Origin of the sequence: Paracoccus sp. MKU1 (assembly GCF_001447385.1) — a bacterium.
In the GTDB taxonomy this organism is placed as follows: domain Bacteria; phylum Pseudomonadota; class Alphaproteobacteria; order Rhodobacterales; family Rhodobacteraceae; genus Paracoccus.
The window spans coordinates 1-26,333 of sequence record NZ_LLWQ01000220.1 but is presented as its reverse complement, the minus strand read 5'-3'; the positions used below and the strand labels follow the sequence as shown (position 1 = coordinate 26,333).

The following is a 26,333-nucleotide window of genomic DNA, read 5'->3' as shown; positions in this document are numbered from 1 at the left end:
GGGTGGAATGCGTTGGCTGGTTCTTTATACGGCGCTGCTGATCGGTGCAAATGCGGGTTTCGACCCGGCATTTGCCGGCGAAATCGACTGGCAGGCCGCGCATGACGGCGGGCTGGCCAAGCTGGTGCGGACCGATCCGACCCCGGTGCCGGCCACGACCTTCACCGATCCCGAGGGCGGCACGCATAGCCTGGCCGACTGGAAGGGCAAGGTGGTGCTGCTGAATTTCTGGGCGACCTGGTGCGCGCCCTGCCGCGAGGAAATGCCCTCGCTCGACGCCTTGCAGGCCGAGATGGGCGGCGAGGATTTCGCGGTGGTCGCCATCGCCGCCGGCCACAATCCCCCGCCAGCGGTGAAGAAATTCCTGGACGAGGAAAACATCACCCGCCTGCCCGTGCATCTCGACCCGCGCCAGCAACTGGCGCGCGAGATGGGCGTCATGGGCATGCCGGTCACCGTGCTGATCGACCGCGACGGCAACGAGATCGCCCGGCTGATCGGCGGCGCCGACTGGTCCTCGGAGGCGGCCAAGGAACTGATCAGGCAGGCGACAGCGCCTTGACGCGGGCGTGGCAGGGGCAATGGGTCATGTGGTCGTTGACCAACCCGCAGGCCTGCATGAACGCATAGGTGATCACCGGGCCGCAGAAGTTGAAGCCGCGCTTTTTCAAGGCCTTGGCCATGGCTTCGGATGCCGGCGTCTTGGCGGGGACCTGGCCCATGCTGGTGAAATGATTCTGGATCGGCCGGCCGCCGACGAAGGACCAGATGAAGGGCGAGAACCCCTCGCCCGCCTCGATCTCCAGAAACAGCCGGGCGCCCTTGACGGCGGCTTCGATCTTGCCGCGATGGCGGATGATGCCGGGGTTTTGCAGGGCGCGGGCGATCTCCGGCTCGCCCCAGGAGGCGACGCGCTCGGGGTCGAAGCCGTCGAAGACCTCGCGGAAGGCCTCGCGCTTGCGCAGGATGGTGATCCAGCTCAGCCCGGCCTGGAAACCGTCCAGCACCAGCTTTTCCCAAAGCGCACGCGGATCGTATTCCGGCACGCCCCATTCATGGTCGTGATAGGCGACATAAAGCGGGTCGGAGCCGCACCAGGCGCAGCGTTCGGTCATATCGGGCAAGGGTCGGTTAACCTCGAGTCGAGAAAGCGGGTCCAGTTTACGCGATCTTAGGACATGATCGCCAGAGTGCCGCCAATGACAGGAGTCTTGGCATGACCGACCATATTGATTCGCGACAGAAATTGGGTTCTCCGCTGGATTTCGCCGTCGATCAGCAGTCGCGGGTGACAATGGCAACGGTGCGGCGGGCGGTGACGCGCGGTGACGCCGTCCTGGCCTATCAGCCGGTGGTGCAGGCGGATCGCACCGACCATGCCGCCTTCCATGAGGGGCTGATCCGAATCATCGACGAAACCGGACGCATCGTGCCGCTGCGCGATTTCCTGCCGCTGGCCGAGACGACCGAACTGGGGCGGCAGATCGACTGCCTGTCGTTGTCGCTTGGCCTGAAATCGCTGGCCGAAGAACCCTCGCTGCGGCTGTCGGTCAACATGTCGGCGCGCTCCATCGGCTATCCCGCCTGGCTGCGGACATTGCGCGACGGCATTGCCGGGGACGTGAGCATTGCCGAGCGGCTGATCCTGGAGATCACCGAAAGCTCGGCCATGGGCATGCCCGAACTGGTCGGGCAATTCATGCAGGAGTTGCAGGCCCAGGGCGTCAGCTTCGCGCTGGACGATTTCGGCGCCGGCTATACGTCGTTCCGCTATCTGCGCGATTTCTGCTTCGACATGATCAAGATCGACGGCCAGTTCGTCCGGGACATCGCCATGCAGCGCGACAACCAGGTCCTGGCCCGCGCCCTGCAATCCATCGCGCATCATTTCGACATGTTCACGGTGGCGGAATCGGTCGAGACGGCAGATGACGCCGCCTTCCTGATCGACATGGGCATCGACTGCCTGCAAGGCTATTACTTCGGCGCGCCGACCATCGTGCCGCCCTAGAAATCCCCCAACTCGGCAGCCCGGCGGAGTTGAGCGCGATTCGCCCCAAGGTAGAAATCTCCCGCCGCCTCCCGCCCCCCTCTCCGGCGCCGCACCGGGAGGCCGCATCGCCGGGGCGGGCGGAATGCCTCGACCGTCCGGTCGGTCTGCGCGAGGCCCTGCACAAGCCGAACGACCTGGCCGGCCCCGCGCCCGGAATGCCGCCAAGTCCGCTTGACCTCGGGTAACGAAACGGCAAACGTCTGCGTGTACCGAGCGTCTCGGATCAGGAGGGAACCTGTCATGACCAAAGCCGTAATCGTTTCTGCCGCCCGCACCCCCGTCGGCAGTTTTCTGGGGTCTTATGCGAACCTGCCCGCGCATGAGCTTGGCGCCATCGTGCTGAAAGCCATTGTCGAACGGGCCGGCGTCGATCCTTCCGAAGTGTCCGAAACCATCCTGGGCCAGGTACTGACCGCCGGCCAGGGCCAGAACCCCGGCCGCCAGGCGCATATTAAGGCCGGCTATCCGCAGGAATCGGCGGCCTGGGTGCTCAACCAGGTCTGCGGCTCGGGCCTGCGCTCGGTCGCGCTGGCGGCGCAGCAGGTGCTGTTGGGCGACGCCAGGGTGGTCGCGGCAGGCGGCCAGGAATCGATGTCGCTGGCACCGCATGCCGCCTATATCCGCAGCGGGCAGAAGATGGGCGACATGAAGATGCTCGACACCATGATCAAGGACGGGCTCTGGGACGCCTTCCACGACTATCACATGGGCACTACGGCCGAGAACGTCGCCGGGAAATGGGGCATCACCCGGGCCGAGCAGGACGAATTCGCCGTGGCCTCGCAGAACAAGGCCGAAGCGGCGCAGAAGGCCGGGAAATTCGCCGACGAGATCGTGCCGGTGACGATCAAGACCCGCAAGGGCGACACCGTGGTCGATGCCGACGAATATATCCGTCACGGCGCCACGCTGGAGGCGATGGAAAAGCTGCGCCCAGCCTTCAGCAAGGACGGCACCGTCACTGCCGCCAACGCCTCGGGCCTGAACGACGGCGCCGCCGCCGTGCTGGTGATGACCGAGGACGAGGCCGCCCGCCGCGGCCTGACCCCGCTGGCCCGCATCGCCTCCTACGCGACCGCCGGCGTCGATCCGCAGATCATGGGCTCGGGCCCGATCCCGGCCAGCCGCAGGGCGCTGGAAAAGGCCGGCTGGTCGGTGGGCGACCTGAACCTGGTCGAGGCGAACGAGGCCTTTGCCGCCCAGGCCATCGCCGTCAACCGCGACATGGGCTGGGACCCCTCGATCGTGAACGTGAACGGCGGCGCCATCGCGATCGGCCATCCCATCGGCGCCTCGGGCTGCCGCATCCTGAACACGCTGCTGTTCGAAATGCAGCGCCGCGACGCGAAGAAGGGCCTGGCCACGCTGTGCATCGGCGGCGGCATGGGCGTCGCCATGTGCCTGGAACGTCCCTGATCGAAAAAGGCGCACGCAACTATCTTGCGCGCGCCGGCACGGTTCGGTAACACAATTTCAAGACCATTTTCAAAAGGGGGACGAGAAATGGCAAAAGTGGCCCTTGTGACCGGCGGCTCGCGCGGCATCGGTGCGGCGATTTCGAAAGCGCTGAAGGAGGCCGGCTTTACGGTCGCCGCGAACTATGCCGGCAATGATGATGCCGCCCGCGCCTTTACCGAGGAGACCGGCATCAAGACCTACAAATGGTCGGTGGCGGATTACGATGCCTGCGCGGCGGGCATCAAGCAGGTGGAGGAAGAACTCGGCCCCATCGCCGTGCTGGTCAACAATGCCGGCATCACCCGCGACGCGATGTTCCACAAGATGACCCCACAGCAGTGGAAAGAGGTCATCGACACCAACCTGACCGGCCTGTTCAACATGACCCATCCGGTCTGGTCGGGCATGCGCGACCGCAAATACGGCCGCATCGTCAACATCAGCTCAATCAACGGCCAGAAGGGCCAGGCCGGCCAGGCGAACTATTCGGCGGCCAAGGCGGGCGACCTGGGCTTCACCAAGGCCCTGGCCCAGGAAGGCGCGCGCGCCGGCATCACCGTGAACGCCATCTGCCCGGGCTATATCGGCACCGAGATGGTCCGCGCCATCGACGAGAAGGTGCTGAACGAGCGCATCATCCCCCAGATCCCGGTCGGCCGCCTGGGCGAGCCCGAGGAAATCGCGCGCTGCGTCGTCTTCCTGGCCTCGGAGGATGCCGGCTTCATCACCGGCTCGACCATCAGCGCGAATGGCGGCCAGTTCTTCGTCTGAGCCGAGACACCGGACGAGACCTTGAAATGGCAACGGCCCGCGAGATGTCGCGGGCCGTTTCTCATTCCATGAAGGTGGCCTTCGGGCGGGACGGGCCCGCCCGGGTCGCAGGTCAATGCGACAGGCGCGTGATCTCTTCCTTGAGGCGAAGTTTTTCCTTCTTCATCCGGGCGATGGTGAGGTCATCCGTGCCGGGGCTGCGATGCGCGGCCTCGATGGCGCTCGAAAGTGACTGATGTTTGCGGCGAAGCTCCTGCACATGGGATTCAACCGACATTTCGTCCTCCTCTTGGATTGATCGAACCAAGGGATTGCAGCACAGATTCGTCATATTGTCACCGAAAATTCGGCCCCCCGAGCGAAAGTGCCGCACCCCCGCGCAAAACCGCCTGCGCGGCCTCGGTCAGGTCCTCCTGATCGGCCGAATGTGACGGTTTTGCATGCATGACAAAGGGGAAAAGCAGGCGCAGCGGCGCCCGGGCGCCCTTGCGGGCAGAGACGATCACGCGCCCGGCCTCGCGCCCCTCGCGCGCCGCCACTGGCAGGATCGTGATCGCCCCGGCCGAGGCCGAAAGTGCGGCCAGAATCGCCGCCAGCCGTTCGGCGCGCTGGATCAGCGTGAGCCGGCCGCCGGGCCGCAGGCGGCGCAGCGCGGCCTCGATCCACAGCGGCAGCGGCGTCGCCTCGTGCCGGGCGCAGCCGCGGCCGGCATCCGGCGCCGGCGGACCACCGATGAAATAGGGCGGATTGGCGATGACATGGTCGAAACTCTGGCCGCGCAGCGCGGCCGGCATCCGCGCCAGGTCCCCCTCATGCAGCTCGGCCTCGATGGCATTGGCCGCGGCATTGCGCCGCGCCAGATCGGCATAGGCGGGCTGGAGTTCCAACCCCACCAGCCGCAGGCCCGGCACCCTTGCGCCCAGGCAAAGCATCGCCACCCCTGCCCCGCAACCCAGCTCCAGCACCGATTCACCCGCCCGCGCCGGGCAGGCCGCCGCCAGCATCACCGCATCGGCCCCCGCCCGATAGCCGCGCGCGGGCTGGGCAATGCGCAGCCGGCCGCCGAGGAACCCGTCCTCGCGCAACTCAGTCATGATGGATGCGATTGTCCCGCAGGATGGCGCGCGCCATGAACAGGTCGCGGTCCGCCACCATCAGCCGCCGCGGCAGGATGCCCAGCGACCCTTCCAGCACGCTCATATGCTGATCCAGCGGAAAAGAATGGATGCCCTCGGCCGCCAGAAGGTCCGCGGCGCGGGTGATGAGAAGCGGGTCGGTGGTGCGCAGAAGCTCTTTCATGACACGGGAAAGTTACGCGGCTGTTGCGCATGTGTCCATGGCATGGCAATGGCTGGCGGCGAAAGGGGATCGCTGATGGGCATGAACGAAAACGTCTCCAAGCCGCTCGACCGGCTTTCGGCCGAACTCGCCGGGGATATGGACCGGGTCAATGCGCTGATCTGCGAGCGCATGGCCAGCCGCCACGCCCCCCGCATTCCCGAGGTGACCGCGCATCTGGTCGAGGCCGGCGGCAAGCGGCTGCGGCCGATGCTGGTGCTGGCCGCATCGCGCCTGTGCGGCTATCAGGGCGACAGCCATGTGCTGCTGGCCGCGGCGGTCGAGTTCATCCATACCGCGACCCTGCTGCATGACGACGTGGTCGATGAAAGCCAGCAGCGCCGCGGCCGGCCGACGGCCAACCTGCTGTGGGACAACAAGTCCAGCGTGCTGGTCGGCGATTATCTGTTCGCGCGCAGCTTCCAGCTGATGGCCGATACCGGCAGCATGCAGGTCATGCGCATCCTGGCCAATGCCAGCGCCACCATCGCCGAGGGCGAGGTGCTGCAACTGACCGCCGCGCAGGACGTCTCGACCACCGAGGACACCTATATCCAGATCGTGCGCGGCAAGACCGCGGCGCTGTTCTCGGCCGCGACCGAGGCGGGCGCGGTGGTGGCCGGCGCCGATCCGGCGGTGCAGCGGGCGCTGTTCGACTATGGCGACGCGCTGGGGATCGCCTTCCAGATCGTCGATGACCTGCTGGATTACGGCGGCTCGACCACGACCATCGGCAAGAACGTGGGCGACGACTTCCGCGAGCGCAAGCTGACCCTGCCGGTCATCAAGGCCATCGCCCGAGCCGACGCGGTGGAGCGCGCCTTCTGGGAGCGGACCATCGGCCAGGGCCGGCAAGAGGAGGCCGACCTTGCCACCGCGCTGGAGATCCTGCGCCGCCGCGAGGCGCTGGAGGACGCACGCGCCGATGCCATCGCCTGGGCCGAGCGCGCCAAGGCGGCGCTGCGGGCCGCGCCCGACCAGCCCTTGCGCCGGATCCTGGCGGATCTGGCGGATTTCGTGGTCTCGCGCCTGTCCTGACCCGCCGGCCTGCGCGCAAATGAAAAAGCCCGGCGCATCTGCCGGGCTTTTCCTTTGCCTGACGTTCTGCCTCAGCTGTTATAGGCGTTCTCGCCATGGGTGGTGACGTCCAGACCCTGCCGCTCGTCATTGCCCGAGACGCGCAGGCCGATCACCGCCTTGACGATCATCAGCGCGATGAACGAGACCACCGCCGACCAGACCACCGCCACGATCACGCCCAGCGTCTGGGTCATCACCTGGCCGGCGATGTCATAGCCGGCCGCGACCGACTCGGTCGCATAGTCGTAGATGCCCGAGCCGCCCAGCGAGGGCGCCGCGAAGACGCCGGTCAGGATGGCGCCGACGATGCCGCCGATGCCGTGGATGCCGAAGACGTCCAGGCTCTCGTCCACGCCCAGCTTGGCCTTCAGGCTGACGACGAACCACATGCACAGGAAGCCCGCGGCCAGGCCGATGACGATGGCGCCCATCGGGCCGACGAAACCGGCGGCGGGCGTGATGCCGACGAGGCCGGCGATAGCCCCCGAGATCCCACCCAGAAGCGAGGGATGGCCGCGGAACAGCCATTCGCCAAAGGCCCAGGCCAGCGCGGCGGCGGCAGTGGCGACGGTGGTGTTCAGGATCGCCATGGCGGCCGTGCCGGTGGCCTCCATGTTCGAGCCGGCGTTGAAGCCGAACCAGCCGATCCACAGCAGGCAGCCGCCCAGGAAGGTAAAGGGCAGGTTGTGCGGCGCCATCAACTCCTTGCCGTAGCCGAGGCGCGGGCCGACGACCAGCGCGGCGACCAGCCCAGCGACTCCGGCGTTGATATGGATGACGGTGCCGCCGGCGAAGTCCAGGTCGCCATGGCCGAACAGGAAGCCGCCGGGCGCGTCATAGGCCGAGGGGCCGCCCCACCACCAGACCATATGGGCCATCGGCAGGTAGGAGAAGAAGAACCAGATCACCACGAAGGCCAGCACGGCCTGGAACTTCATCCGCTCGACCGTGGCGCCGACGATCAGCGCTGGCGCGATGCAGGCAAAGGCCATCTGGAAGATGATGAAGACATATTCCGGCACATAGACATTGGTGGTGAAGGTCTCGGCCAGCGACGAGGGATCGACGCCCGCCAGGAACGCCTTGGAGAAGCCGCCGATGAAGGGCGTGAGCCAGGTCGCCTCCTCGGCCGAGCCGGCGCCGGTAAAGGCCAGCGAATAGCCGAAACAGACCCACAGGATCGACATGACGCAGAAGATGGTAAAGACCTGCATCAGCACCGACAGCATGTTCTTGGCCCGGACCAGCCCGCCATAGAACAGCGCCAGCCCCGGGATGGACATGGCCATGACCAGGATGGCCGAAATCATCATCCAGGTCGTGTCGCCCTTGTCGACGATGGGCGCGACGGCCTCGACGACGGCTTCGACGGTCGCCGCGGGGGCTTCGGCGTCCTGCGCCAGGGCCGGGATCGCCAGCCCGATCAGCGGGAGGGCGAGCGCCGGGATCATGGGTTTGATCGCGGTAGGTCTCATCATGTTTCCTGCACCTTCTTTCTGCGTTGCAGCAGTTCCATGTCCCGGTCAGGAAACCCGGCGCCCCCACCCGGGCACAAGGTTTGTGCAGCTTTCGGCCGAGCCCGCGCCTCGTCTGCCCGAAATAAGGGCAGGGATGCCGCAGTTTGCGCCATGTCGCGGCAGTTCACTGATAGGTCATCTCGGTTCTCAAGCCCCGGGCTTTGCTGTATGTTGCGCGCCAACAGGCCGGAGTACTCGGCCGGGCAGGAAAGCAGGCATGAAGAAACCGACCGGCACGGGCCGCATTGTCGCAGACAAGCGCAATTTCGACCAAGCCCCTCAGAAAAAGCAGAAACAATCCGGCGGATCGCCCGCCAAGCCGCCCAAGCGGCCGCGCCGCGGCAATGTGGTGACGCGGGGAATCGCGGGATTCGTCTCGCTGGTCTGGCGGGTGATCTGGGGCTCGGTCTGGCGGCTGGGGCTGACGGTGGCGCTGATTCTCTTTGCCGCCAGCTTCTATTACTACACGACGCTGCCCGAACCTGCGGCGCTTTTCGACGGCCGTGCCCGCGGTTCGGTCACCATGCTGGACACCGAGGGCCGGGTTTTCGCCTGGCGTGGCGAAACTTTCGGCATGGTCAGCGCCGACAAGATCGCGCCGGTGCTGAAGAACGCGGTGGTCGCGACCGAGGACAAGCGATTCTATCGCCACCTGGGCGTGGATCCGCGCGGCATCGCCAGCGCCATCAAGATCAACATGGCTGCCGGCCGCGGCCCGCTGGAGGGCAACGGCGGCTCGACGATCACCCAGCAGGTCGCCAAGCTTCTGTGCCTGGGCGAGAGCTTCGACCCGATCCGCTGGAAGTCCGAGGCCGATTTCGAGGCGGAATGCCGCAAGTCCTCGATCTGGCGCAAGGTCAAGGAAGTGCCCTATGCGCTGGCGATGGAGGCGAAATACTCGAAAGAGGATATCCTCAACATCTACATGAACCGCTCCTATCTGGGCGCGGGGGCGCGCGGCTTCGAGGCGGCGGCGCAGCGTTACTTCGACAAGTCGGCGGCCGAGGTGAACGCGGCCGAGGCAGCGATGCTGGCCGGCCTGCTCAAGGCGCCCAGCTATTTCGCGCCGACCTCGAACCTGCAACGCGCGCAGGACCGGGCCACGGTGATCCTGGGGCTGATGCACGACCAGGGCTATCTGGACGACAAGCAACTCGCCGAGGCCAAGGCACAGCCGGCGGCGCTGTCCAAGGCGGCGGCGGCCCGGGCGGGCGGCTATTTCGCCGATTGGGTGATGGAATCCGGCCCCGGATTCCTGACCAGCGAGACGACCGAGGACGTCACCATCACCACCACCTTCGACCAGCGCGTGCAGCGCGCCGCCGAACGCGCCCTGAAGCGCATCTTCGACGAAAAGGTGGCGCCGGGCTCCAAGGCGCAGGCGGCCGTGGTGGTGATGTCGCCCGACGGCGCCGTGCGGGCGATGATCGGCGGACGCGACAATACCGCGACCGGCACCTTCAACCGGGCGACGCAGGCCAAGCGGCAGACCGGCTCCAGCTTCAAGCCCTTCGTCTTTGCGGCGGCGCTGGACCAGGGCTACAGCCCGAACGACATGGTGCAGGACGCGCCGCTGACCATCAATGTGCGCGGCTCGGGCCCCTGGTCGCCGCAGAACTACACCCGCCGCTATCTGGGCGAGGTGACGCTGACCCGCGCGCTGTCGCAATCGCTGAACACCGCCACGATCCGCCTGCAAGAGATCGCCGGGCGCGACGCCGTGCGCCGCGTGGCCCGCGATTTCGGCTTTGCCGACGACCTGGCCAGCGGCCCGTCGCTTGGCCTGGGCGTGTCCGAATCGACGCTCCTGAACATGACCGGCGCCTATGCCGGCATCCGCAACGGCGGCACCGCCGTCAACCCCTACGGCCTGGTCGAGCTGCGCATCAAGGGCGACGATCAGGCGCTGATCGGTCAGGCGGGCGGCATGGGCCAGCGTGTGATCTCGCAAAAGGCGGCCGGAGAGCTGATCGGCATGATGCAGCAGGTGATCGAACGCGGCACCGGCACCCGCGCGAAACTGCCGGGCCGTCCGGCGGCGGGCAAGACCGGCACAACCTCAAGCTATCGCGACGCCTGGTTCATCGGCTTCACCGGGCAATATGTCACCGGGGTGTGGATGGGCTATGACGACAACACGCCGCTCAAGGGCGTGACCGGCGGCGGGCTGCCGGCCGAGATCTGGCAGGCCGTGATGGCCGAGATCCACGACGGCCTGCCGGTCGAGCCGCTGGGCAATTTCGCCTTCGATCCCGACAGCGCCGTGCCGCAGGTGGTCAGCACTGGCGGCGATGGCGCGGCCGATCCCCTGGCTGCCGCGCTTTCCGAGGCGCTCGGCCAGCCCTCGCCGCAGGGACAGGCGAACGAGGCGCAGCCGCGGCAGTCAGGTGAGGCCGGGCATGCCCTGCCCGATCCCGGCGTGCAGACGCCCGGCGCTCCGCCCACCTTCCCGGCCGAGACCATCACCAGCGGCCCCGAGGCCGAGATGCCGCCGCCCGGCGCCGATGGCGGCACCGAGGATGCACTGACCCAGGCGCTACGCGGCATCGAAGGGGTCTATCAGCAATAGCAGGAAGGCCGGCCCCAGGAGGACCGGCCTTTTTCTTTCCTGGATGGGCTTGAGCCCTTTTCTGCCGTGCTTGTGCGGATTGCACCGTTGCGGCGGGTATTTAAGCAACGAAGAAGCGCTTCTTCATGCTCCGGGCGGCGGGGGCTCAGCCCGCCTGTTGCAGATCGGTGGTCAGCGCCGCCAGATCGCCCTTGCGCCGCGCCAGCATCGCCCCGATCTCGGCCCGCTCCGAGGCGAGCATGTTCACCCCCTCGATGATGATGTTGAAATAGCGGCTTTTCCCGGACTTGTCCGAGACGTGCCACTCCACCTCCATCGGGCTGCGCCCCTTGAGATGGGCGACCGAGGTCACGGCGAAGAAGGATTTCACCGGCTTCGCGCCCGTCACCTCGATCTTCGAGCCGATGAACTCGCGGAACCGCTTGCCGTATTTGCGGCCGATATAGCCCTGGAACGCCTGGCGATAGGCGGCGAACTCCGCCCCGCCCGCCTGACGCGCCGCCGGACCCAGCGCTGAGCGGGCGATGATCTCCACATCGGCATAGCGCGCGAAGATCGCCTCGAAGGCGCGATACATCTGCGCCGGAGGCTGGCCGGAATTGATCACCGCATAGACCTCGGCCAGCGAGGTCTCGATCAGCGCCCGCGCCTCGGCGGTGTCCAGCGCCCAGGCGGGCCGGGCGGCGACAGCCAGCCCCGCGCCGATCAGGGCCAGGAATCCGCGGCGGGTGTCATTCGGCATAAGGGTCAATGTGTTCTCCTTCCTCGCCCAGTTCGTGGCGGCGATGCTGCAACCAGATCAGCCGCGTCTGCGCATAACTATCGGCGCTTTCGTGCAGGATGGAATCGACGGAATCGCCGAAACGGCCCCGCTCACCGGCTTTTGAGGCCAGCCGCGCGCCCATGCCGATCAGATACTGGTCGCGGTTGAGCCAGCCCCGCATCGGGTCGATCACGATGTCGACCACGCGCCCCACCGCATCGCGTTCGGTCGAGGGACCGATCAGCGGCAGTTCCAGATAGGCCCCCTCGCCGACGCCCCAGGTGGCAAGCGTCTGGCCGAAATCCGTATCCTCCTCGGGCAGGGCGAAATCGCTGCTGGCCGGGTCCAGAAAGCCCGCCAGCCCGACCGTCGTGTTCACCAGAAAGCGCAGGGTCGTGCGCGCTGCCGGCCCCGGCCTGCCTTGCAGCAGATGGTTCACGACCTTGCCCGGCTGCGCCAGGTTCGAACCGAAATTGCCAGCCGCCGCAATGGCATGGCTGCCGGCGCCGTCCCCGTCCCCGCCCGACATGCCGGCGCCCAGCGGCTTGACGACGCGCGCATCGAGCCCGCGGTTGAAGGCATGGACCTTGCGGTTTAGCGGCTCATAGGGATCGTTGATGCCCCCGTCGCCGCGATCCGCCGAACAGGCCGCCAGCATCGCGGCCGCGACGAGAAGGATGGAAAAATTCCGCGCAGGCAAGCTTTTGATAACCTTCTGTAGCTAAGACTTGCCAGACCGGCGGCGATTCGCTTCGGCAGATAACGGGGATGGCAAGCGGACTGTTTCACGATTGCGCTTTGGGATATGCGCTAGGACGATTCCGGGCAAGCCCGGTCAGGTTGACGAGGAAGGAACCGGCATGGCCTTGCCGCCGATGCGACATGACGGCCGGCGCGAGCTGAAATCCGCGCGCGGCATGGCCTGGCAGCTTTATGCCATGGTCGGCCTGTTTTCGTTCGCGGTGAACCTGCTGATGCTGACCGGGCCGCTGTTCATGATGCAGGTCTATGACCGCGTGCTGGCCAGCCGCTCTGTCGAGACGCTGACGGCGCTGTTCCTGCTGGTCGTGTTCCTGTTCACGCTGATGGGGATCATCGACCTGGCGCGCAACCGCGTCATGTCCCGCATCGCCGCCCGGTTCCAGGAACGGATGGAGGGGCGGGTCTTTACCGCCGCGTTGCAGGATGGCCAGGCCGCCGGCTCGGAGCTGGTGGTGCGCGGCGGCATGCGCGATCTCGAGGCGGTGCAGCGACTGATCGCCTCGCCGGTGCTGATGGCGCTGTTCGACCTGCCCTGGGCGCCGTTCTTCCTGGCGGCGGTCTTCATCTTCCACCCGCTGCTCGGCGCGGTGGCGACGGCGGGCATGGCGGTCCTGGTCGTGGCGACGCTCATGAACCAATGGCTCAGCCGCGAGGTGCTGCAACAGGCCGCCATCGCCAGCCAATCGGCCGAGCGCATGTCCGACCTCTATCGCGACGAGGGCGAGCTGATCGGCTCGCTCGGCATGCGGGCAGCCGCCTTCCGGCGCTGGCAGGCGGCGCGCGATGCCGCAACCGAGGCAACGATGCGCGGCAATGACCGCGCCACCGGCTTCACCGTGTTCTCCCGCACCTTCCGGCTGTTTTTGCAAAGCGCGCTGCTGGCCGCCGGCGCCTGGCTGGTGCTGCGCCAGGAGGTGACGCCCGGCGCCATGATCGCCTCCTCGATCCTGATGGGCAGGGCGCTGGCCCCGGTCGAGCAGGTGGTGGGCGGCTGGTCCATCGTCCAGCGCGCCCAGGACGGCTGGAAGCGGCTGGCCGAACTGCTCTCGCGCCGCCCGCCTTTGGCGCAGCGCACACCCCTGCCCCGGCCCGAGGCCCGGCTCGAGGTGCGCAACCTGACCGTCGTGCCGCCGGGCCAGGGAGCCGCTGTGTTGCGCGGAGTCAGCTTCGACCTTGGTCCCGGCCAGGCGCTGGGGGTGATCGGCCCCTCGGGCGCCGGCAAGACCACGCTGGCGCGGGCACTGATCGCCGCCTGGCCCGTCGCCTCCGGCTCGATCCGGCTGGGCGGCGCGACGCTGGACCAATACGACCCGGACGCGCTCGGCAGGCTGATCGGCTATCTGCCGCAGCAGGTCACACTGTTCGACGGCACCATCGCCGAGAATATCGCCCGCCTCTCGCCCGAACCGGATCCGCAGCGCGTGGTCGCCGCGGCCATGGCCGCCGCCGCGCATCGTATGATCCTGGACCTGCCGCAGGGCTACGATACCCGCGTCAGCCAGGCCGGCGGACAGCTTTCCGGCGGCCAGATCCAGCGCATCGGCCTGGCCCGCGCGCTTTATGCCGACCCGGTCATCTTCGTTCTGGACGAACCGAACTCGAACCTGGACAACGAGGGATCGACGGCACTCAACTTGGCGATCCGCACCATCAAGGCGCGCGGCGGCGCGGTCATCATCATGGCCCACCGCCCGGCCGCAATCAGCGAATGCGAATTGCTGCTGGTGCTGGACCAGGGCCTGCGCCGCGCCTTCGGCCCCCGCGACGAGGTGCTGAGATCGCTGGTCAAGAATGCCGACCAGATTGTCCGCGCCCAGGGCCAAGGCGGAGGCGTGACATGACCGATTCCAACCAGCCCGGCCGCGCGCCGGTCGAGAGGCTCCCTATCGAGGCGGCAAGCCAGCCCGCCGATTGCGCGCCGCCGGCCCAGGCGCCCGCCGCGCCTGCGGCACCGGCTTACAAGCGCCCCGAATGGTCGGCCCGCGGCCCGGTCCTCCTGGGCCTGGTGGCAATGCTGGTGCTGATCGGCGGCTTCGGGCTTTGGTCCTGGACCGCACGGATCTCGGGCGCCGTCGTCGCGGCCGGCCAGGTCGAGGTCGAGCAGCGCCGCCAGATCGTGCAGCATCCCGATGGCGGGGTGGTGGCCGAGATCCTGACCCATGACGGCGAAAGCGTGACGGCCGGCCAGCCGCTGATCCGGCTGGACGGCGCGCTTCTGAACACGGAACTCGCCATCGTCGAGGGGCAGTATTTCGAGATCCTCGCCCGCCGCGGCCGGCTCGAGGCCGAGCGCGCCGATCGCAAGGAGATCGCCTTCCCGCAAGAGTTGATCGGGGCGGCCGCAAGCCGCCCCGAGCTCCGGGCGTTGATGGACGGCCAGGCAAGCCTGTTCCTGGCCCGGCTCGACACGCTCGACCAATCGCTGGGGCAACTGGTCAAGCAGGCCGAGCAGGTACAGTCCCAGATCGGCGGCGTCGATGCCCAGACCCGGGCGCTGGAGCAGCAGCGCCAGTTCATCGCGCAGGAATTGCGCGACCAGCGGTCGCTGCTGGAAAAGGGGCTGGCGCAAGCGCCGCGCGTGCTGGCGCTGGAGCGCGAGGCGGCGCGGCTCGACGGGCTCCTGGGCGAGGCGACGGCATCCCGCGCCCGCGCCGTGACGCAGCTGGCCGAAATCGACCTGTCACGGCTGGAAAAGACCGCGACCCGCCGCGAAGCCGCCGAAACCGAGCTGCGCGAGCTGGGCTATCGCGAGCTGGAGCTTGCCGAACGCCGCCGGTCGCTGATCGAACGCATCGCGCGACTGGAAATCCGCGCCCCGGTCTCGGGCGTGGTGCAGGAGTTGCAGGTCACCACGCCGCGCTCGGTGATTCGTCCGGCCGATCCGATCCTGTTCCTCATTCCGCAGGACCGGCCGCTGGTGGTCGCCGCCCGCATCGCCACCATCAATATCGACGAGGTCCATCCCGGGCAGGAGGTGGTGCTGCGCTTCTCGTCCTTCTCCTCGCGCACCACGCCCGAGATCGACGGGGTGCTGAGCCGCGTCTCGCCCGATACGCTGATCGACCAGGCCACGCAGGTGCCATATTACCGCGCCGAAGTCACCATCCCCGCTGCCGAGGTCGAAAAGCTGAAAGGGCTGGACCTGGTGCCCGGCATGCCGGTCGAGGTCTATGTCCAGACCGGCGAACGCAGCCCGATGGCCTATCTGCTCAAGCCGCTGTCGGATTATTTCACCCGCGCCTTCCGCGAGAACTGAGAAGCCCTCTCCGGTCCTGTCATTCTTCCGTGCCCAAATATCCCGGGGGAGTCGCGCCCCCGGCGCGACGGGGGCAGAGCCCCCGCCCGCATGCTGCCGGCACAAGGCCGCCATCCCTATCCCAGGCGCGCCGAAGGGCCCAGACGCCCGGCGGACGGATCAAAGCCCCAGGCACCAGCGCATGATGGCCTTTTGCGCATGCAGCCGGTTCTCGGCCTCGTCGAAGATGACCGAGTTCGGGCCGTCCATCACCGCGCTCGTCGCCTCGTCGTCGCGATGCGCGGGCAGGCAATGCATGAACAGCGCATCGGGCTTGGCGCCGGCCATCAGCGCCTCGTTGACCTGATAGGGGCGCAGCTGGTTGTGCCGCCGCTCGCGCGCCGATTGCGGGTCGTGCATCGACACCCAGGTATCGGTCACCACCAGATCCGCGCCCTCGACCGCCTTCATCGGATCGCGCTGGATCTGGACCTGCACGCCCTGGGCACGGGCAAATTCCAGCGCCTCGCGTTCGGGATCCAGCGTCGGCGGGCCGGTGAAGGTGAAATCGAAGCCGAACTGTCCGGCGGCATGGATCAGCGAGCAGCAGACATTGTTGCCGTCGCCCGACCAGACCACCTTGCGCCCGGCGATCGGACCGCGATGTTCCTCGAAGGTCATCACATCGGCCATGATCTGGCAGGGATGGGTGCGGTTCGTCAGCCCGTTGATCACCGGCACGCTGGCATGTTCGGCCATTTCCAGCAGCGTCGCCTCTTCGAAGGTGCGGATCATGATCAGGTCCACATAGCGCGACAGCACCCGGGCGGTGTCGGCGATGGTCTCGCCATGGCCCAGCTGCATCTCGCTGCCCGACAGCACCATGGTCTGGCCGCCCATCTGCCGCACGCCCAGGTCGAAGCTGACGCGGGTGCGGGTCGAGGGTTTTTCGAAGATCAGCGCCACCATGCGGTTCTTGAGCGGCAGGTCGGCATCGGGCGCCCCCTTGGGCTGGCCGTTGCGCGCATCCTTCATCCGGCGGGCGGAATCGATCATGCCGCGCAGATCGGACCGGTCGGTGGTATGGATGTCGAGGAAACTGTTCATTTGTCACTGTCTTTCGGATTGATCTGGCAAGCAAGCCGCTTTGCCCGGGAGAGGTCAAGGCCCAAGGCCCCGTATCGCGACGGAAATCGGCGTTCCCTCATCGGTGCCGGGTCATGATGCGCGCCAGGGTTCCATCCTCGGAAGGGCGCAACTCCTCGCCCCGGAAACCGGCCTTTTCATAGGCGCGGATCGCGCGCAGATTGTCGGGCTCGGGGTCGATGACCAGAATCGGCGCCTCGGCCAGCAAGGCATCGGACAGGGCGCGCAGCCAGAGCCCGCCGTGGCCGAAGCCTTCGGGTCCGGAAAAGCAGTCGATCGCCAGCGTCTCGGCCGGCAGGTCGGCGAAATGCGGCGCGCCCCAGTGATGCGCCGGATAGAACTGCGCATAGGCGATGGGCGCGCCGTCCATCACCGCCAGCCATTGCCGCATGGCCGGCTCGTCCAGGTCTTCCTCGATCCCGGCCAGCTCCTTTTCAGCCCCGCGCCACCAGCGCGCCACCTCGGGCTGGCGCAGCCAATCCGCCAGCAGGGGCAGATCGGCGCACGTGACCGGCCGGAAGCCGAACCTATCCATCCAGCCTGCCGGCCGCCCGGTCCAGCCGGACGACCGCCTCGGCGATCTCGTCATCGCTGATGGTCAGCGGCGGCAGCAGGCGCAGAGTATTGTCGGCCGCCGCCACGGTCAGGACATGCTCGGCATAGCCGGCATTGACCAGATCGCCCGCCGCGGCCTTGCATTTCAGGCCCAGCATCAGCCCCTGGCCGCGCACCGTTTCGAAGACCTCGGGATGCGCGGCGACCAGCCCTTCCAGCTTCTGCCGGAACAACGCGGCCTTGCGGTTCACCTCGGCCAGGAATTCGGGGCATGCGATGATCTGCATCACCCTGGCGCCGACCGCGCAGGCCAAAGGATTGCCGCCATAGGTCGAGCCATGCGTGCCCACCGCCATGCCCGAGGCGGCCTTTTCGGTCGCCACCACCGCGCCCAGCGGGAAGCCGCCGCCGATGCCCTTGGCGATCATCATGATGTCGGGGGTGATGCCGGCATATTCATGCGCGAACAGCTTGCCGGTCCGGCCCATGCCCGACTGCACCTCGTCCAGCACCAGAAGCGCGCCGGTCTTGTCGCAAAGCGCGCGGATCGCTGCCAGGTCGGCATCGGGCAGCGGACGGATGCCGCCTTCGCCCTGCACCGGCTCCAGCATGACGGCGGCGGTGCGGTCGGAAATCGCCGCCGTCAGCGCCTCCATGTCACCCCATGGCAACTGACGGAAGCCGGGCATCAGCGGACCGAAGCCCTTGACCATCTTTTCCGAACCCGCCGCCGCGATGGCGCCGGTCGAGCGGCCGTGGAAGGCGCCCTCGAAGGTCAGGATCTCGTAGCGGTCGGGATCGCCCGCCTCGTGCCAGTATTTGCGCACCATCTTGATCGCCAGCTCCGCGGCCTCGGTGCCAGAATTGGTGATGAAGGCGGTATCGGCGAAGGTATGCTCGACCAGCAGATCCGCCAGCTTCTCCTGCTCGGGGATCTGGTAGAGGTTCGAGACATGCCAGATCCGGTTCGCCTGCTCGGTCAGCGTGGCGACCAGATCGGGATTGGCGTGACCGAGGGCGTTCACGGCGATGCCGGCGCCCAGGTCCAGGTATCGCGTCCCGTCCGTCGCGATGGCCCAGGAGCCCTCGCCCCGCTCGAAGGCGATGGGCGCGCGGTTATAGGTCGGCAGGACGTGCGAAATCATGGAGTTACCCTCTCTGGGAACGGCCGCTTGGCGGCGCCATGGCTGACGGAAAGGCGGTAAGGCAGGCGGGATCGGTCGTTGACGGCGTCAACGTCGGGGACGGGCGATATGGGCGGTCCGAACGATCATGTCCCGTCGCATAGCGCGGAAGCGTGCGCCGTGCAACGGGGTTTTCAGGGCTTCATGCGATAGCCCGAAGCCAGCCAGCGCCATGCCGTGAACAGCACCAGCGCCACCGTCAGCCCGCAGACCGCCAGCCCGCGCAGCACCGGCGCGTCGGAAACCCCGGTGATGCCGTAGCGCGCGCCGTCGATCAGGTAGAAGATCGGGTTCCAATGCGCCAGCACCCGGAACGGCTCGGGCAGCGCCTCGACCGAATAGAAGGTGCCCGACAGGAAGGACAGCGGCGTGACGATGAAATTGGTGATGACCGCCATCTGGTCGAATTTCTGCGCCACAATCGCGGCCAGCAGCCCCAGACCGCCCATCAGCAAGGCGCCCAGCACGATGAATGTCAGCGCCCAGAGCGGATGCGCCACCCCCTGCCCGATGACCAGCGCCATGCCGGCGGCGATGGCGGCGGCGACGATCAGCGCCCGCGTCACGGCTCCGGTCAGATAGCCGGCCAGGATCTCGCCCGCCGACAGGGGCGGCATCAGCGTATCGACGATATTGCCCTGCATCTTGGCCGAGATGATGCTGGACGAGGTATTGGCGAAGGCGTTCTGGATCACCGTCATCATCAGGATGCCGGGGCCCAGGAAGGCCAGGTAAGGCAGGCCCATCACCTCGCCCCGGTTTTGCCCCAGCGCCAGCGCGAAGACGATCACGAACAGCGCCGAGGTCATCAGCGGCGCGAAGATGGTCTGTTGCCACACGCTCATGAAGCGCATGATCTCGCGTCGGCTGAGCGTATAGAGGCCCAGCCAGTTCACCCGCCCGAAGCGGCGCACACCCATCTGGCGGAATCCGGGGCTGGTCGGGTCTGGCTGCATCGGGGCTCCTTGAATTTGCGGGCTCGGATGGGTAAATCTGGCTATCCCCGGATTTAAGCCCGGGTCTTGCGGAATTGAAGCCACTAGCACGAAGAGCGCCGGGACGCATCCCGGCGCAGGAAAGGCAAGCCATGTCCTGGACCGACGAGCGCGTCGAGACGTTGAAACGCATGTGGGCCGAGGGCCAGTCGGCCAGCCAGATCGCCAAGGAGCTGGGCGGCGTGACCCGCAACGCGGTGATCGGCAAGGTCCATCGCCTGGGCCTGTCGAATCGCGCCGAGGACGGCGCCGACCCGGCGCCCGAACCCATCGCGAAACCCGCTGTCGCGGCAGCGGCCCCCGCGCCCGAACCGAAGCCCGCCCCCGAACCGGCCGCGGCGCCCCAGCCGAAACCCGCCGCGGCGGCGGCTCCCACGCCGGAACCCGTGCCCGAGCCCGCGCCGCAGCCGGCGAGCTTCAACCGCAGGCCCATCGTGCCGGCCGGCCAGCCGCTGCCGCCGCAGCCCTCGGCCAACGAGATCAGCCCCGAGGCGCTGGCCTCGGTGCGCGAGGTCGAGAAGCGCGCCCGCAAGCTGACGCTGATGGAGCTGACCGAGCGCACCTGCAAATGGCCGATCGGCGACCCGGCGACCGACAAGTTCTGGTTCTGCGGCCTGCCCTCGGTCCCCGGCAAGCCCTATTGCGAGGCACATGTCGGCGTGGCCTTCCAGCCGATGAGCTCGCGCCGGGACCGCAGGCGCTAGGTGCCCGATTTTCCCCGGCTCGCGGCGCTGGCCGTCACGCTGGACGGCTTCGGCGACGCGGCCCGCGCGCTGCTGGTCCGGCGCCGCAACCCGCCCGATGCCGGTCTTTGGGGCTTTCCCGGCGGCCATGTCGAGCCGGGCGAGACCGCGCTTGACGCCGCCGTCCGCGAACTGGCCGAGGAAACCGGCGTCATCGGCCGGCCACGCGCCTATCTGGACAATATCGACGTGATCGAGCGCGGCGCGGATGGCGCGCTGCGCTTTCACTTCCTGCTGGCGGCGGTGCTCTGCGACCACGTCGCGGGCGAGCCGGTGGCAGCGGACGATGCGCTGGACGCACGCTGGGTGGCGGTCGGGGACATCCTGGCCGGCCGGCTGCCGCTCAGCGCCAGCGTGCCCGATGTGATCCGCAAGGCGCTGGCCTGCCGGCAGGCGGCCTGCTGATCCCGCGATCCAGGCCGCGACGGCAAACCCCCGAACCGCTGGCCTTCGCCGTCCGTGCTGGATAAAGAAGCGCAAGAAACCCAACAGGATCCGAACATGGCGCGGCATCTCATCACCTCGGCAATCCCCTATATCAACGGGATCAAGCATCTCGGCAATCTTGTCGGCTCGCAGCTTCCGGCGGACCTTTACGCCCGCTATCTGCGCAGCCGGGGGCATGAGGTGATGTTCATCTGCGCCACCGACGAACACGGCACCCCCGCCGAGCTTGCCGCCGCCAAGGCCGGCAAGCCAGTCCCGGTCTATTGCGCCGAGATGCATGAGATCCAGGCGGAAATCGCGCGCAATTTCGGCCTGTCCTTCGACCATTTCGGCCGCTCCTCCAGCGAGCGCAACCATGTGCTGACCCAGCATTTCGCCGGCAAGCTGGACGAGAACGGCTATATCGCCGAGGTCGAGGAGCGGCAGGTCTATTCCATCGACGACAGCCGCTTCCTGCCCGACCGCTATATCGAGGGCACCTGTCCCAATTGCGGCTACGACAAGGCGCGCGGCGACCAGTGCGAGAACTGCACCAAGCAGCTGGACCCGACCGACCTGATCGAACCGCGCTCGGCGATTTCCGGCTCGACCAATCTGGAGGTGCGGGCGACCAAGCATCTCTATCTGCGTCAGCGCTCGCTGAAGGACCAGATCGCGGCCTGGATCGACAGCAAGGCCGACTGGCCGATCCTGACCACTTCGATCGCGAAGAAATGGCTGAACGACGGCGACGGCTTGCAGGATCGCGGCATCACCCGCGACCTCGACTGGGGCATCCCGGTGAAGAAAGGCGACAAGCCCTGGCCGGGGATGGAGGGCAAGGTCTTCTACGTCTGGTTCGACGCGCCCATCGAATATATCGCCGCCACCGCCGAGGGCGCCGATGCGCGGGCCGAGCCCGACAGCGCCTGGCGCCGCTGGTGGCGCCTGGACGAGGGCGCCGAGGACGTGACCTATACCCAGTTCATGGGCAAGGACAACGTGCCCTTCCACACGCTTTCCTTCCCGGCCACGATCATCGGCTCGGGCGAGCCGTGGAAGCTGGTCGATTACATCAAGAGCTTCAACTACCTGACCTATGACGGCGGCCAGTTCAGCACCTCGCAGGGGCGCGGCGTGTTCATGGACCAGGCGCTGTCGATCCTGCCCGCCGATTACTGGCGCTGGTGGCTGCTGTCGCACGCCCCCGAATCGGGCGACAGCGAATTCACCTGGGACAATTTCCAGCAATCGGTGAACAAGGACCTGGCCGACGTGCTGGGCAATTTCGTCAGCCGCATCACCAAGTTCTGCCGCAGCAAGTTCGGCGAGACCATCCCCGAAGGCGGCAGCTACGGCCCCGAGGAAGAGGCGCTGATCGAGGCGCTGACCACCCGCATCCGCGCCTATGAAGGCTTCATGGACCATGTCGAGGTCCGCAAGTCGGCGGCCGAACTGCGCGCGATCTGGGTGCTCGGCAACGAATACCTGCAATCGGCGGCGCCCTGGTCGACCTTCAAGACCGACCCCGACAAGGCCGCGATGCAGGTGAGGTTGGGGCTGAACCTGATCCGGCTTTACGCGGTTCTGTCTGCGCCCTTCATCCCCTTCGCGGCGGATGCGATGCTGGCGGCGATGCGGACCGAGGATCGCACCTGGCCCGACGATGTCCGCGCCGCGCTGGAGGCCCTGCCCCCCGGCCATGGCTTCACCGTGCCCGACGTGCTGTTCGCCAAGATCAGCGACGAAAGCCGCGACGAGTGGCAAGACCGCTTCAAGGGCATCCGCGACTGACCCCGGCCCCTACCTTGCGGCAAAATGACGCGATTCTGTGGCATTCGCGCCACAGAACCCTCCCCGAACAGGATGATCCCTTGTCCCGCGAAAGGGGGGCTGGTTAACCGCCGGCAGCTACCCAGGTCACGGCACTCCCCTCTCGCCCTCTCGGCCCAGGCAACAATCTGTTTTTGTTGTCGAGAGGTGACGATGCCGTCCTTCCCTATTAACTCCCCTACCCGCGCGCGCGGTCATCGCAACATTCGCGCGGCCCTGCTGTCGCTGACGGCACTTTGCGCGCCTGCCCTAGCCTTGGCGCAGGAAGAAAATACCGATGTCGTCGTCCTCGACAACATCGTCATCACCGCCGCCGGTTTCGAGCAGAACATCAAGGAGGCGCCCGCCAGCATCTCGGTCATCACCGCCGAGGAACTGCAAAAGGGCAATTTCACCAGCCTAACCGATGCGCTGAAAGAGGTGCAGGGCGTCGTCACCACCGGCACCGCCAATGAGTCGGATATCTTCATCCGCGGCCTGCCGGGGCAATACACTCTGATCCTCGTGGACGGAAAGCGTCAGAGCACCCGCGATTCGCGCACCAACGGCAATGCCGGCTATGAGCAGAGCTTCATCCCGCCGATTGCCGCCATCGACCGGATCGAGGTCGTGCGCGGGCCGATGTCCTCGCTTTACGGCTCGGACGCTATGGGCGGCGTGATCAACATCATCACCAAGCCGGTCGCCGACACCTGGACCGGCTCGGTTTCGGTCGAGACCGTCATCCAGGACGAGGAAGGCTTCGAAAACAGCCGGCAGACCTCGTTCTACGCCTCGGGTCCGCTGATCGCCGACACGCTTGGCCTGCAAGTCTGGGGCCGGAAGTTCGATCAGGACGCCTCGTCGATCTCGGGCGGGCCCAGCGGCTCGGACGACTACGACCTGGGCGCGCGGCTGACCTGGCATGCGGACGATCAGAATCAGGTGCTGCTGGAGGCCGGCCGCACCCGGATCACCGCCGAGGATTATGGCGACCTGGGCTATCGCGACCATGACCGCGACCACTGGTCGCTGACCCACAAGGGCAGCTTTGCGGATCTGGATACCGAGCTCAGCTTCTCGCAGGAAACCGGCGAACGCACCTCCTACAGCCGGACCGCACCGGGCACGGAGTTCGTCGAGAACCTGCGCTCGCCCGAAGTGCGCAACTCGGTTCTGGACGGCAAGGCGACCCGGACCCTGTCCTGGAACGGCGAACACAGGCTGACCGTCGGCGGCCAGTTCCTGCGCACCGAGATCTTCGACCAGAACCCCGGCGCCGTTGCACCGGGCGAAGAGCCCCGCGACGAGAAGTTCCAGGGCGACGAATGGTCGCTTTATGTCGAGGACGAATGGCGCCTGCGCGACGATTTCGCCCTGACCCTGGGCGTGCGCTATACCGACAACGAATTCTATGGCGGCCATGTCGCGCCCCGTATCTACGGGGTTTGGAACGCGACGGAGAACCTGACCGTGAAAGGCGGCATCTCGACCGGCTATAAGACGCCCGAGCTGCGTTCGATCATTCCAGGTTACGCCTATACCAGCGGCGGCGCGGGCTGCGCCAGCAATACGCCGCCCTCCTGCGCCGTGATCCTGGGCAACCCGGATCTGAAGCCAGAGGAAACTCTGAACTTCGAGCTGTCCACGGTCTATGAGGCCGATACCTTCACCCTCAGCGCCACGGCCTTCCACACCAAGTTCGACAACAAGCTTCAGCAGAAAAGCCTGGGCACCGATACCGATGGCGACGGGGTGATCGACGAATACGAATACTGGACGGACGGTCCGCAGTATCTGGGCTCGGACGGCGAGCTGTATTACCGCCGCATCATCCAAAACTTCAACGTCGATGAGGCCGAGATCAGCGGGCTGGAACTGGCCGGGGATTGGGACATCACCCCAACCCTGTCGGCGCGTGCGTCCTATACCTATACGAAATCCGAACAGAAGACCGGCGACTTTGCGGGCTTCCCGCTGGCGCGCACGCCCGAGCATATGGCCAGCCTGCGCTTCGACTGGATGACCCCGGTCGAAGGGCTGGATAGCTGGCTTTCCGCCAATTACCACGGCTCGGAAATCGCCTCGGGCCTGCGTATCGGCACCAATGGTCGCGAGATCGAGATCAACGGCCAGACCGGGCGCAAATATTCACCCTACACGACCGTCGATATCGGCGCGAACTATCGGATCAGCGAGATGGCGACCTTCAACGCGGCCGTCTACAACGTATTCAACGAAGAGGTTCTCGAGGCCGACTTCAACACGGTCCAGGAAGGCCGCCGCCTCTGGCTGGGCCTGACGGCGAGTTTCTAAGCCGCCTGCCCCGACCCTCGACTGCCCGGCTGTGGACTTTCCGCGGCCGGGCATGTTCTTTTCAGGGGCAGGAGAACAGGAAGGAACGCGCATGACCCATTGCATCCTGATCGGCGCCCCGGTGGACGAGGGGCAGCGCAGGCCCGGCTGCCTGATGGGCCCGGCGGCCTATCGCGTGGCCGGGCTGGCCTCGACCCTGACCCGGCTGGGTCATACGGTCGAGGACCGCGGCGATCTGGTGCCCGCGCCCGGCCGCGGCCAGACCTGCGCCAACCCCGCCGTGCATCACCTGCCCGAGGTCATCGCCTGGACCGAGGCGCTGCGGGCCGCCGGCTGCGCGGCGATGGAGGAGGGGATGCCGATCTTCCTGGGCGGCGATCACGCGCTGGCGCTTGGCACGCTCGCCGGGGTGGCGGCGCATGCCCGGGCGGCGGGTCGGCCGCAATTCGTGCTGTGGCTGGACGCGCATAGCGATTTCCACACCGTCGAGACCACCAGCTCCGGCAACCTGCACGGCACGCCGCTGGCCTATGCCTCGGGCCTGGCGGGTTTCGACCCCTTCCCGGCCTTTCCGGCCCCGATCCCGGGCCGGAACATCTGCATGTTCGGCATCCGCAGCGTGGACAGCGCCGAATCCGCCGCGCTGCGCGAGACCGAGATCATCGTGAACGACATGCGCGTGCTGGACGAGCGCGGCATCGTCGCCCCCCTGCGCGAATTCCTCGACCGGGTGCGCGCGGAAAACGGCATGCTGCATGTGTCGCTGGACGTGGATTTCCTCGACCCCTCGATCGCGCCGGCCGTCGGCACCACCGTCCCCGGCGGCACCACCTTCCGCGAGGCGCATCTGGTCTGCGAGCTGCTGCACGAAAGCGGCCTGATGACCTCGCTGGACCTGGTCGAGTTGAACCCGTTCCTGGACGAGCGCGGCCGCACTGCCAAGCTGATGGTGGATCTGGTCGGCTCGCTGATGGGGCGCAAGGTCTTCGACCGGCCGACCCGCAGCTACTAGGGCGTGTGGGGATTCACAAACTGGGGCTGATGTGATTCATGACTTCGGATGGATCGCGATGTTCTGACGGATGCCCAATGGGCGAGGATCGAGCCGCACTGTCTGGGTAAGCCAAGCGACCCTGGACGCAGCGGGAAGGACAACCGGCTGTTTCTGGAGGCGGTGCTCTGGATCGTGCGCGCTGGCAGTCCGTGGCGCGACCTGCCGGAGCGGTTCGGCAACTGGAACACGGCGTTCCGGCGGTTCCGCGATTGGCGGGAAGCCGATGTTTTCAGGCGCATATTCGATGTGCTGTCAGATGAGCCTGATCTGGAATATGCCATGGTCGATGCGACGATCGTCAAGGTCCACCGCCATGGTCAGGGCGCAAACGTATGGCCCGCCCCGGTTGCAAGCGCCGATTGGGTGATGGTGTGAGCAGTCTGCACAAACGTATCCGGCATGTCGGCTCTTCGGCCGCTGCCAAGATGGAGATCCGCGCATCCCGATCCTCATAAAGGGGCCGGCCTCGTCGGGCCATTTTGCGCCAGAGGCTTTCGGGACACCGGTCGACTGTCAGGCCATCTTCCTATCACCACTCGCAGCTTGAAGCGCTTGG

General features: G+C 67.0%; 24 protein-coding genes and 1 pseudogene. 14 read left to right on the top strand and 11 right to left on the bottom strand.

From position 1 onward, the window contains the following. Positions 1-7: 7 nt before the first annotated feature. Positions 8-562 (top strand): TlpA disulfide reductase family protein, encoded by a 555-nt coding sequence (locus tag AQY21_RS24715; RefSeq protein WP_058100242.1) that lies wholly within the window; start codon positions 8-10, stop codon positions 560-562. Here AQY21_RS24715 and AQY21_RS24710 read toward each other — a convergent pair. Continuing rightward, positions 540-1,115, bottom strand: a complete 576-nt coding sequence (locus AQY21_RS24710) for a DNA-3-methyladenine glycosylase I (RefSeq protein WP_203416667.1) — start codon at positions 1,113-1,115, stop codon at positions 540-542. The genes AQY21_RS24715 and AQY21_RS24710 overlap by 23 nt on opposite strands. 101 nt (positions 1,116-1,216) lie before the next feature. Here AQY21_RS24710 and AQY21_RS24705 point away from each other — a divergent pair, with 101 nt between their 5' ends. From AQY21_RS24705 to AQY21_RS24690, 3 genes are all read left to right on the top strand, one after another. Next, positions 1,217-2,011 carry an EAL domain-containing protein gene (locus tag AQY21_RS24705; protein WP_058100240.1) on the top strand — a complete coding sequence of 265 codons (795 nt, stop codon included), beginning with the start codon at positions 1,217-1,219 and terminating at the stop codon, positions 2,009-2,011. Positions 2,012-2,293: 282 nt separating this feature from the next. Beyond that, positions 2,294-3,469: an acetyl-CoA C-acetyltransferase gene (locus AQY21_RS24695; protein WP_058100238.1), complete on the top strand. Its 1,176-nt coding sequence runs from the start codon at positions 2,294-2,296 to the stop codon at positions 3,467-3,469. 87 nt (positions 3,470-3,556) lie between these two features. Next, entirely contained in the window at positions 3,557-4,282 is a 726-nt protein-coding gene (locus AQY21_RS24690; protein ID WP_058100237.1) for a beta-ketoacyl-ACP reductase, read from the top strand. Positions 4,283-4,394: 112 nt separating this feature from the next. On the opposite strand, the gene AQY21_RS27230 is transcribed toward AQY21_RS24690, so the two are convergent. From AQY21_RS27230 to AQY21_RS24680, 3 genes are read right to left on the bottom strand one after another with little or no spacing between them, the layout of a single operon-like run. Then, a complete protein-coding gene (locus tag AQY21_RS27230) occupies positions 4,395-4,559 on the bottom strand; it encodes a YdcH family protein (RefSeq protein ID WP_065169987.1) in 165 nt (54 codons plus the stop codon). Positions 4,560-4,617: 58 nt separating this feature from the next. After that, positions 4,618-5,376, bottom strand: coding sequence for a tRNA1(Val) (adenine(37)-N6)-methyltransferase (locus AQY21_RS24685; RefSeq protein ID WP_058100236.1), 759 nt, complete (start codon positions 5,374-5,376; stop codon positions 4,618-4,620). Further along, complete coding sequence (locus AQY21_RS24680) at positions 5,369-5,581, bottom strand: DUF2007 domain-containing protein (protein WP_058100235.1); 213 nt, start codon at positions 5,579-5,581, stop codon at positions 5,369-5,371. The genes AQY21_RS24685 and AQY21_RS24680 overlap by 8 nt, the downstream gene beginning before the upstream one ends. Before the next feature lie 75 nt (positions 5,582-5,656). Here AQY21_RS24680 and AQY21_RS24675 point away from each other — a divergent pair, with 75 nt between their 5' ends. Next, on the top strand, positions 5,657-6,658 hold the full coding sequence (locus AQY21_RS24675; RefSeq protein WP_058100234.1) for a polyprenyl synthetase family protein: 1,002 nt from the start codon (positions 5,657-5,659) through the stop codon (positions 6,656-6,658). Positions 6,659-6,729: 71 nt separating this feature from the next. Here the strand turns inward: AQY21_RS24675 and AQY21_RS24670 are convergent, their stop codons facing one another. Next, positions 6,730-8,175: an ammonium transporter gene (locus tag AQY21_RS24670; protein ID WP_203416665.1), complete on the bottom strand. Its 1,446-nt coding sequence runs from the start codon at positions 8,173-8,175 to the stop codon at positions 6,730-6,732. Between the two features lie 259 nt (positions 8,176-8,434). Here AQY21_RS24670 and AQY21_RS24665 point away from each other — a divergent pair, with 259 nt between their 5' ends. Further along, entirely contained in the window at positions 8,435-10,786 is a 2,352-nt protein-coding gene (locus tag AQY21_RS24665) for a transglycosylase domain-containing protein (RefSeq protein ID WP_058100232.1), read from the top strand. Positions 10,787-10,931: 145 nt separating this feature from the next. Here the strand turns inward: AQY21_RS24665 and AQY21_RS24660 are convergent, their stop codons facing one another. After that, a complete protein-coding gene (locus tag AQY21_RS24660; protein WP_058100231.1) occupies positions 10,932-11,528 on the bottom strand; it encodes a phospholipid-binding protein MlaC in 597 nt (198 codons plus the stop codon). Next, a complete protein-coding gene (locus AQY21_RS24655) occupies positions 11,518-12,249 on the bottom strand; it encodes a VacJ family lipoprotein (RefSeq protein WP_082658257.1) in 732 nt (243 codons plus the stop codon). Before AQY21_RS24655 ends, AQY21_RS24660 begins: the two co-directional genes overlap by 11 nt. A 160-nt stretch (positions 12,250-12,409) precedes the next feature. On the opposite strand from AQY21_RS24655, the gene AQY21_RS24650 reads away from it, so the two are divergent. Then, a complete protein-coding gene (locus AQY21_RS24650) occupies positions 12,410-14,152 on the top strand; it encodes a type I secretion system permease/ATPase (protein WP_058100229.1) in 1,743 nt (580 codons plus the stop codon). Further along, on the top strand, positions 14,149-15,567 hold the full coding sequence (locus AQY21_RS24645) for an HlyD family type I secretion periplasmic adaptor subunit (RefSeq protein ID WP_082658256.1): 1,419 nt from the start codon (positions 14,149-14,151) through the stop codon (positions 15,565-15,567). The genes AQY21_RS24650 and AQY21_RS24645 overlap by 4 nt, the downstream gene beginning before the upstream one ends. Before the next feature lie 159 nt (positions 15,568-15,726). Here the strand turns inward: AQY21_RS24645 and argF are convergent, their stop codons facing one another. The 4 genes from argF to AQY21_RS24625 form a co-directional block, all read right to left on the bottom strand. After that, positions 15,727-16,653: an ornithine carbamoyltransferase gene (argF, locus tag AQY21_RS24640; RefSeq protein WP_058100228.1), complete on the bottom strand. Its 927-nt coding sequence runs from the start codon at positions 16,651-16,653 to the stop codon at positions 15,727-15,729. A gap of 97 nt (positions 16,654-16,750) precedes the next feature. Continuing rightward, positions 16,751-17,227, bottom strand: a complete 477-nt coding sequence (locus AQY21_RS24635) for a GNAT family N-acetyltransferase (RefSeq protein ID WP_058100227.1) — start codon at positions 17,225-17,227, stop codon at positions 16,751-16,753. Continuing rightward, positions 17,220-18,392 carry an aspartate aminotransferase family protein gene (locus AQY21_RS24630; protein WP_058100226.1) on the bottom strand — a complete coding sequence of 391 codons (1,173 nt, stop codon included), beginning with the start codon at positions 18,390-18,392 and terminating at the stop codon, positions 17,220-17,222. The genes AQY21_RS24635 and AQY21_RS24630 overlap by 8 nt, the downstream gene beginning before the upstream one ends. 173 nt (positions 18,393-18,565) lie before the next feature. Further along, positions 18,566-19,387 (bottom strand): ABC transporter permease, encoded by an 822-nt coding sequence (locus AQY21_RS24625; RefSeq protein WP_058100225.1) that lies wholly within the window; start codon positions 19,385-19,387, stop codon positions 18,566-18,568. Between the two features lie 131 nt (positions 19,388-19,518). Between AQY21_RS24625 and AQY21_RS24620 the strand changes: the two genes are divergently transcribed. The 6 genes and pseudogenes from AQY21_RS24620 to AQY21_RS24595 all read left to right on the top strand — a co-directional run. Beyond that, positions 19,519-20,130 carry a GcrA family cell cycle regulator gene (locus AQY21_RS24620; protein ID WP_058100224.1) on the top strand — a complete coding sequence of 204 codons (612 nt, stop codon included), beginning with the start codon at positions 19,519-19,521 and terminating at the stop codon, positions 20,128-20,130. Beyond that, complete coding sequence (locus AQY21_RS24615; protein ID WP_058100223.1) at positions 20,131-20,574, top strand: NUDIX hydrolase; 444 nt, start codon at positions 20,131-20,133, stop codon at positions 20,572-20,574. 54 nt (positions 20,575-20,628) lie between these two features. Continuing rightward, positions 20,629-22,389, top strand: coding sequence for a methionine--tRNA ligase (gene metG, locus AQY21_RS24610; protein ID WP_369807842.1), 1,761 nt, complete (start codon positions 20,629-20,631; stop codon positions 22,387-22,389). Between the two features lie 294 nt (positions 22,390-22,683). Next, positions 22,684-24,723 (top strand): TonB-dependent receptor domain-containing protein, encoded by a 2,040-nt coding sequence (locus tag AQY21_RS24605; protein ID WP_238986896.1) that lies wholly within the window; start codon positions 22,684-22,686, stop codon positions 24,721-24,723. Between the two features lie 91 nt (positions 24,724-24,814). Further along, entirely contained in the window at positions 24,815-25,735 is a 921-nt protein-coding gene (rocF, locus tag AQY21_RS24600) for an arginase (protein WP_058100220.1), read from the top strand. A gap of 48 nt (positions 25,736-25,783) precedes the next feature. Further along, positions 25,784-26,104: pseudogene (locus tag AQY21_RS24595) on the top strand (IS5 family transposase); the annotation flags it as partial. Positions 26,105-26,333: the final 229 nt, after the last annotated feature.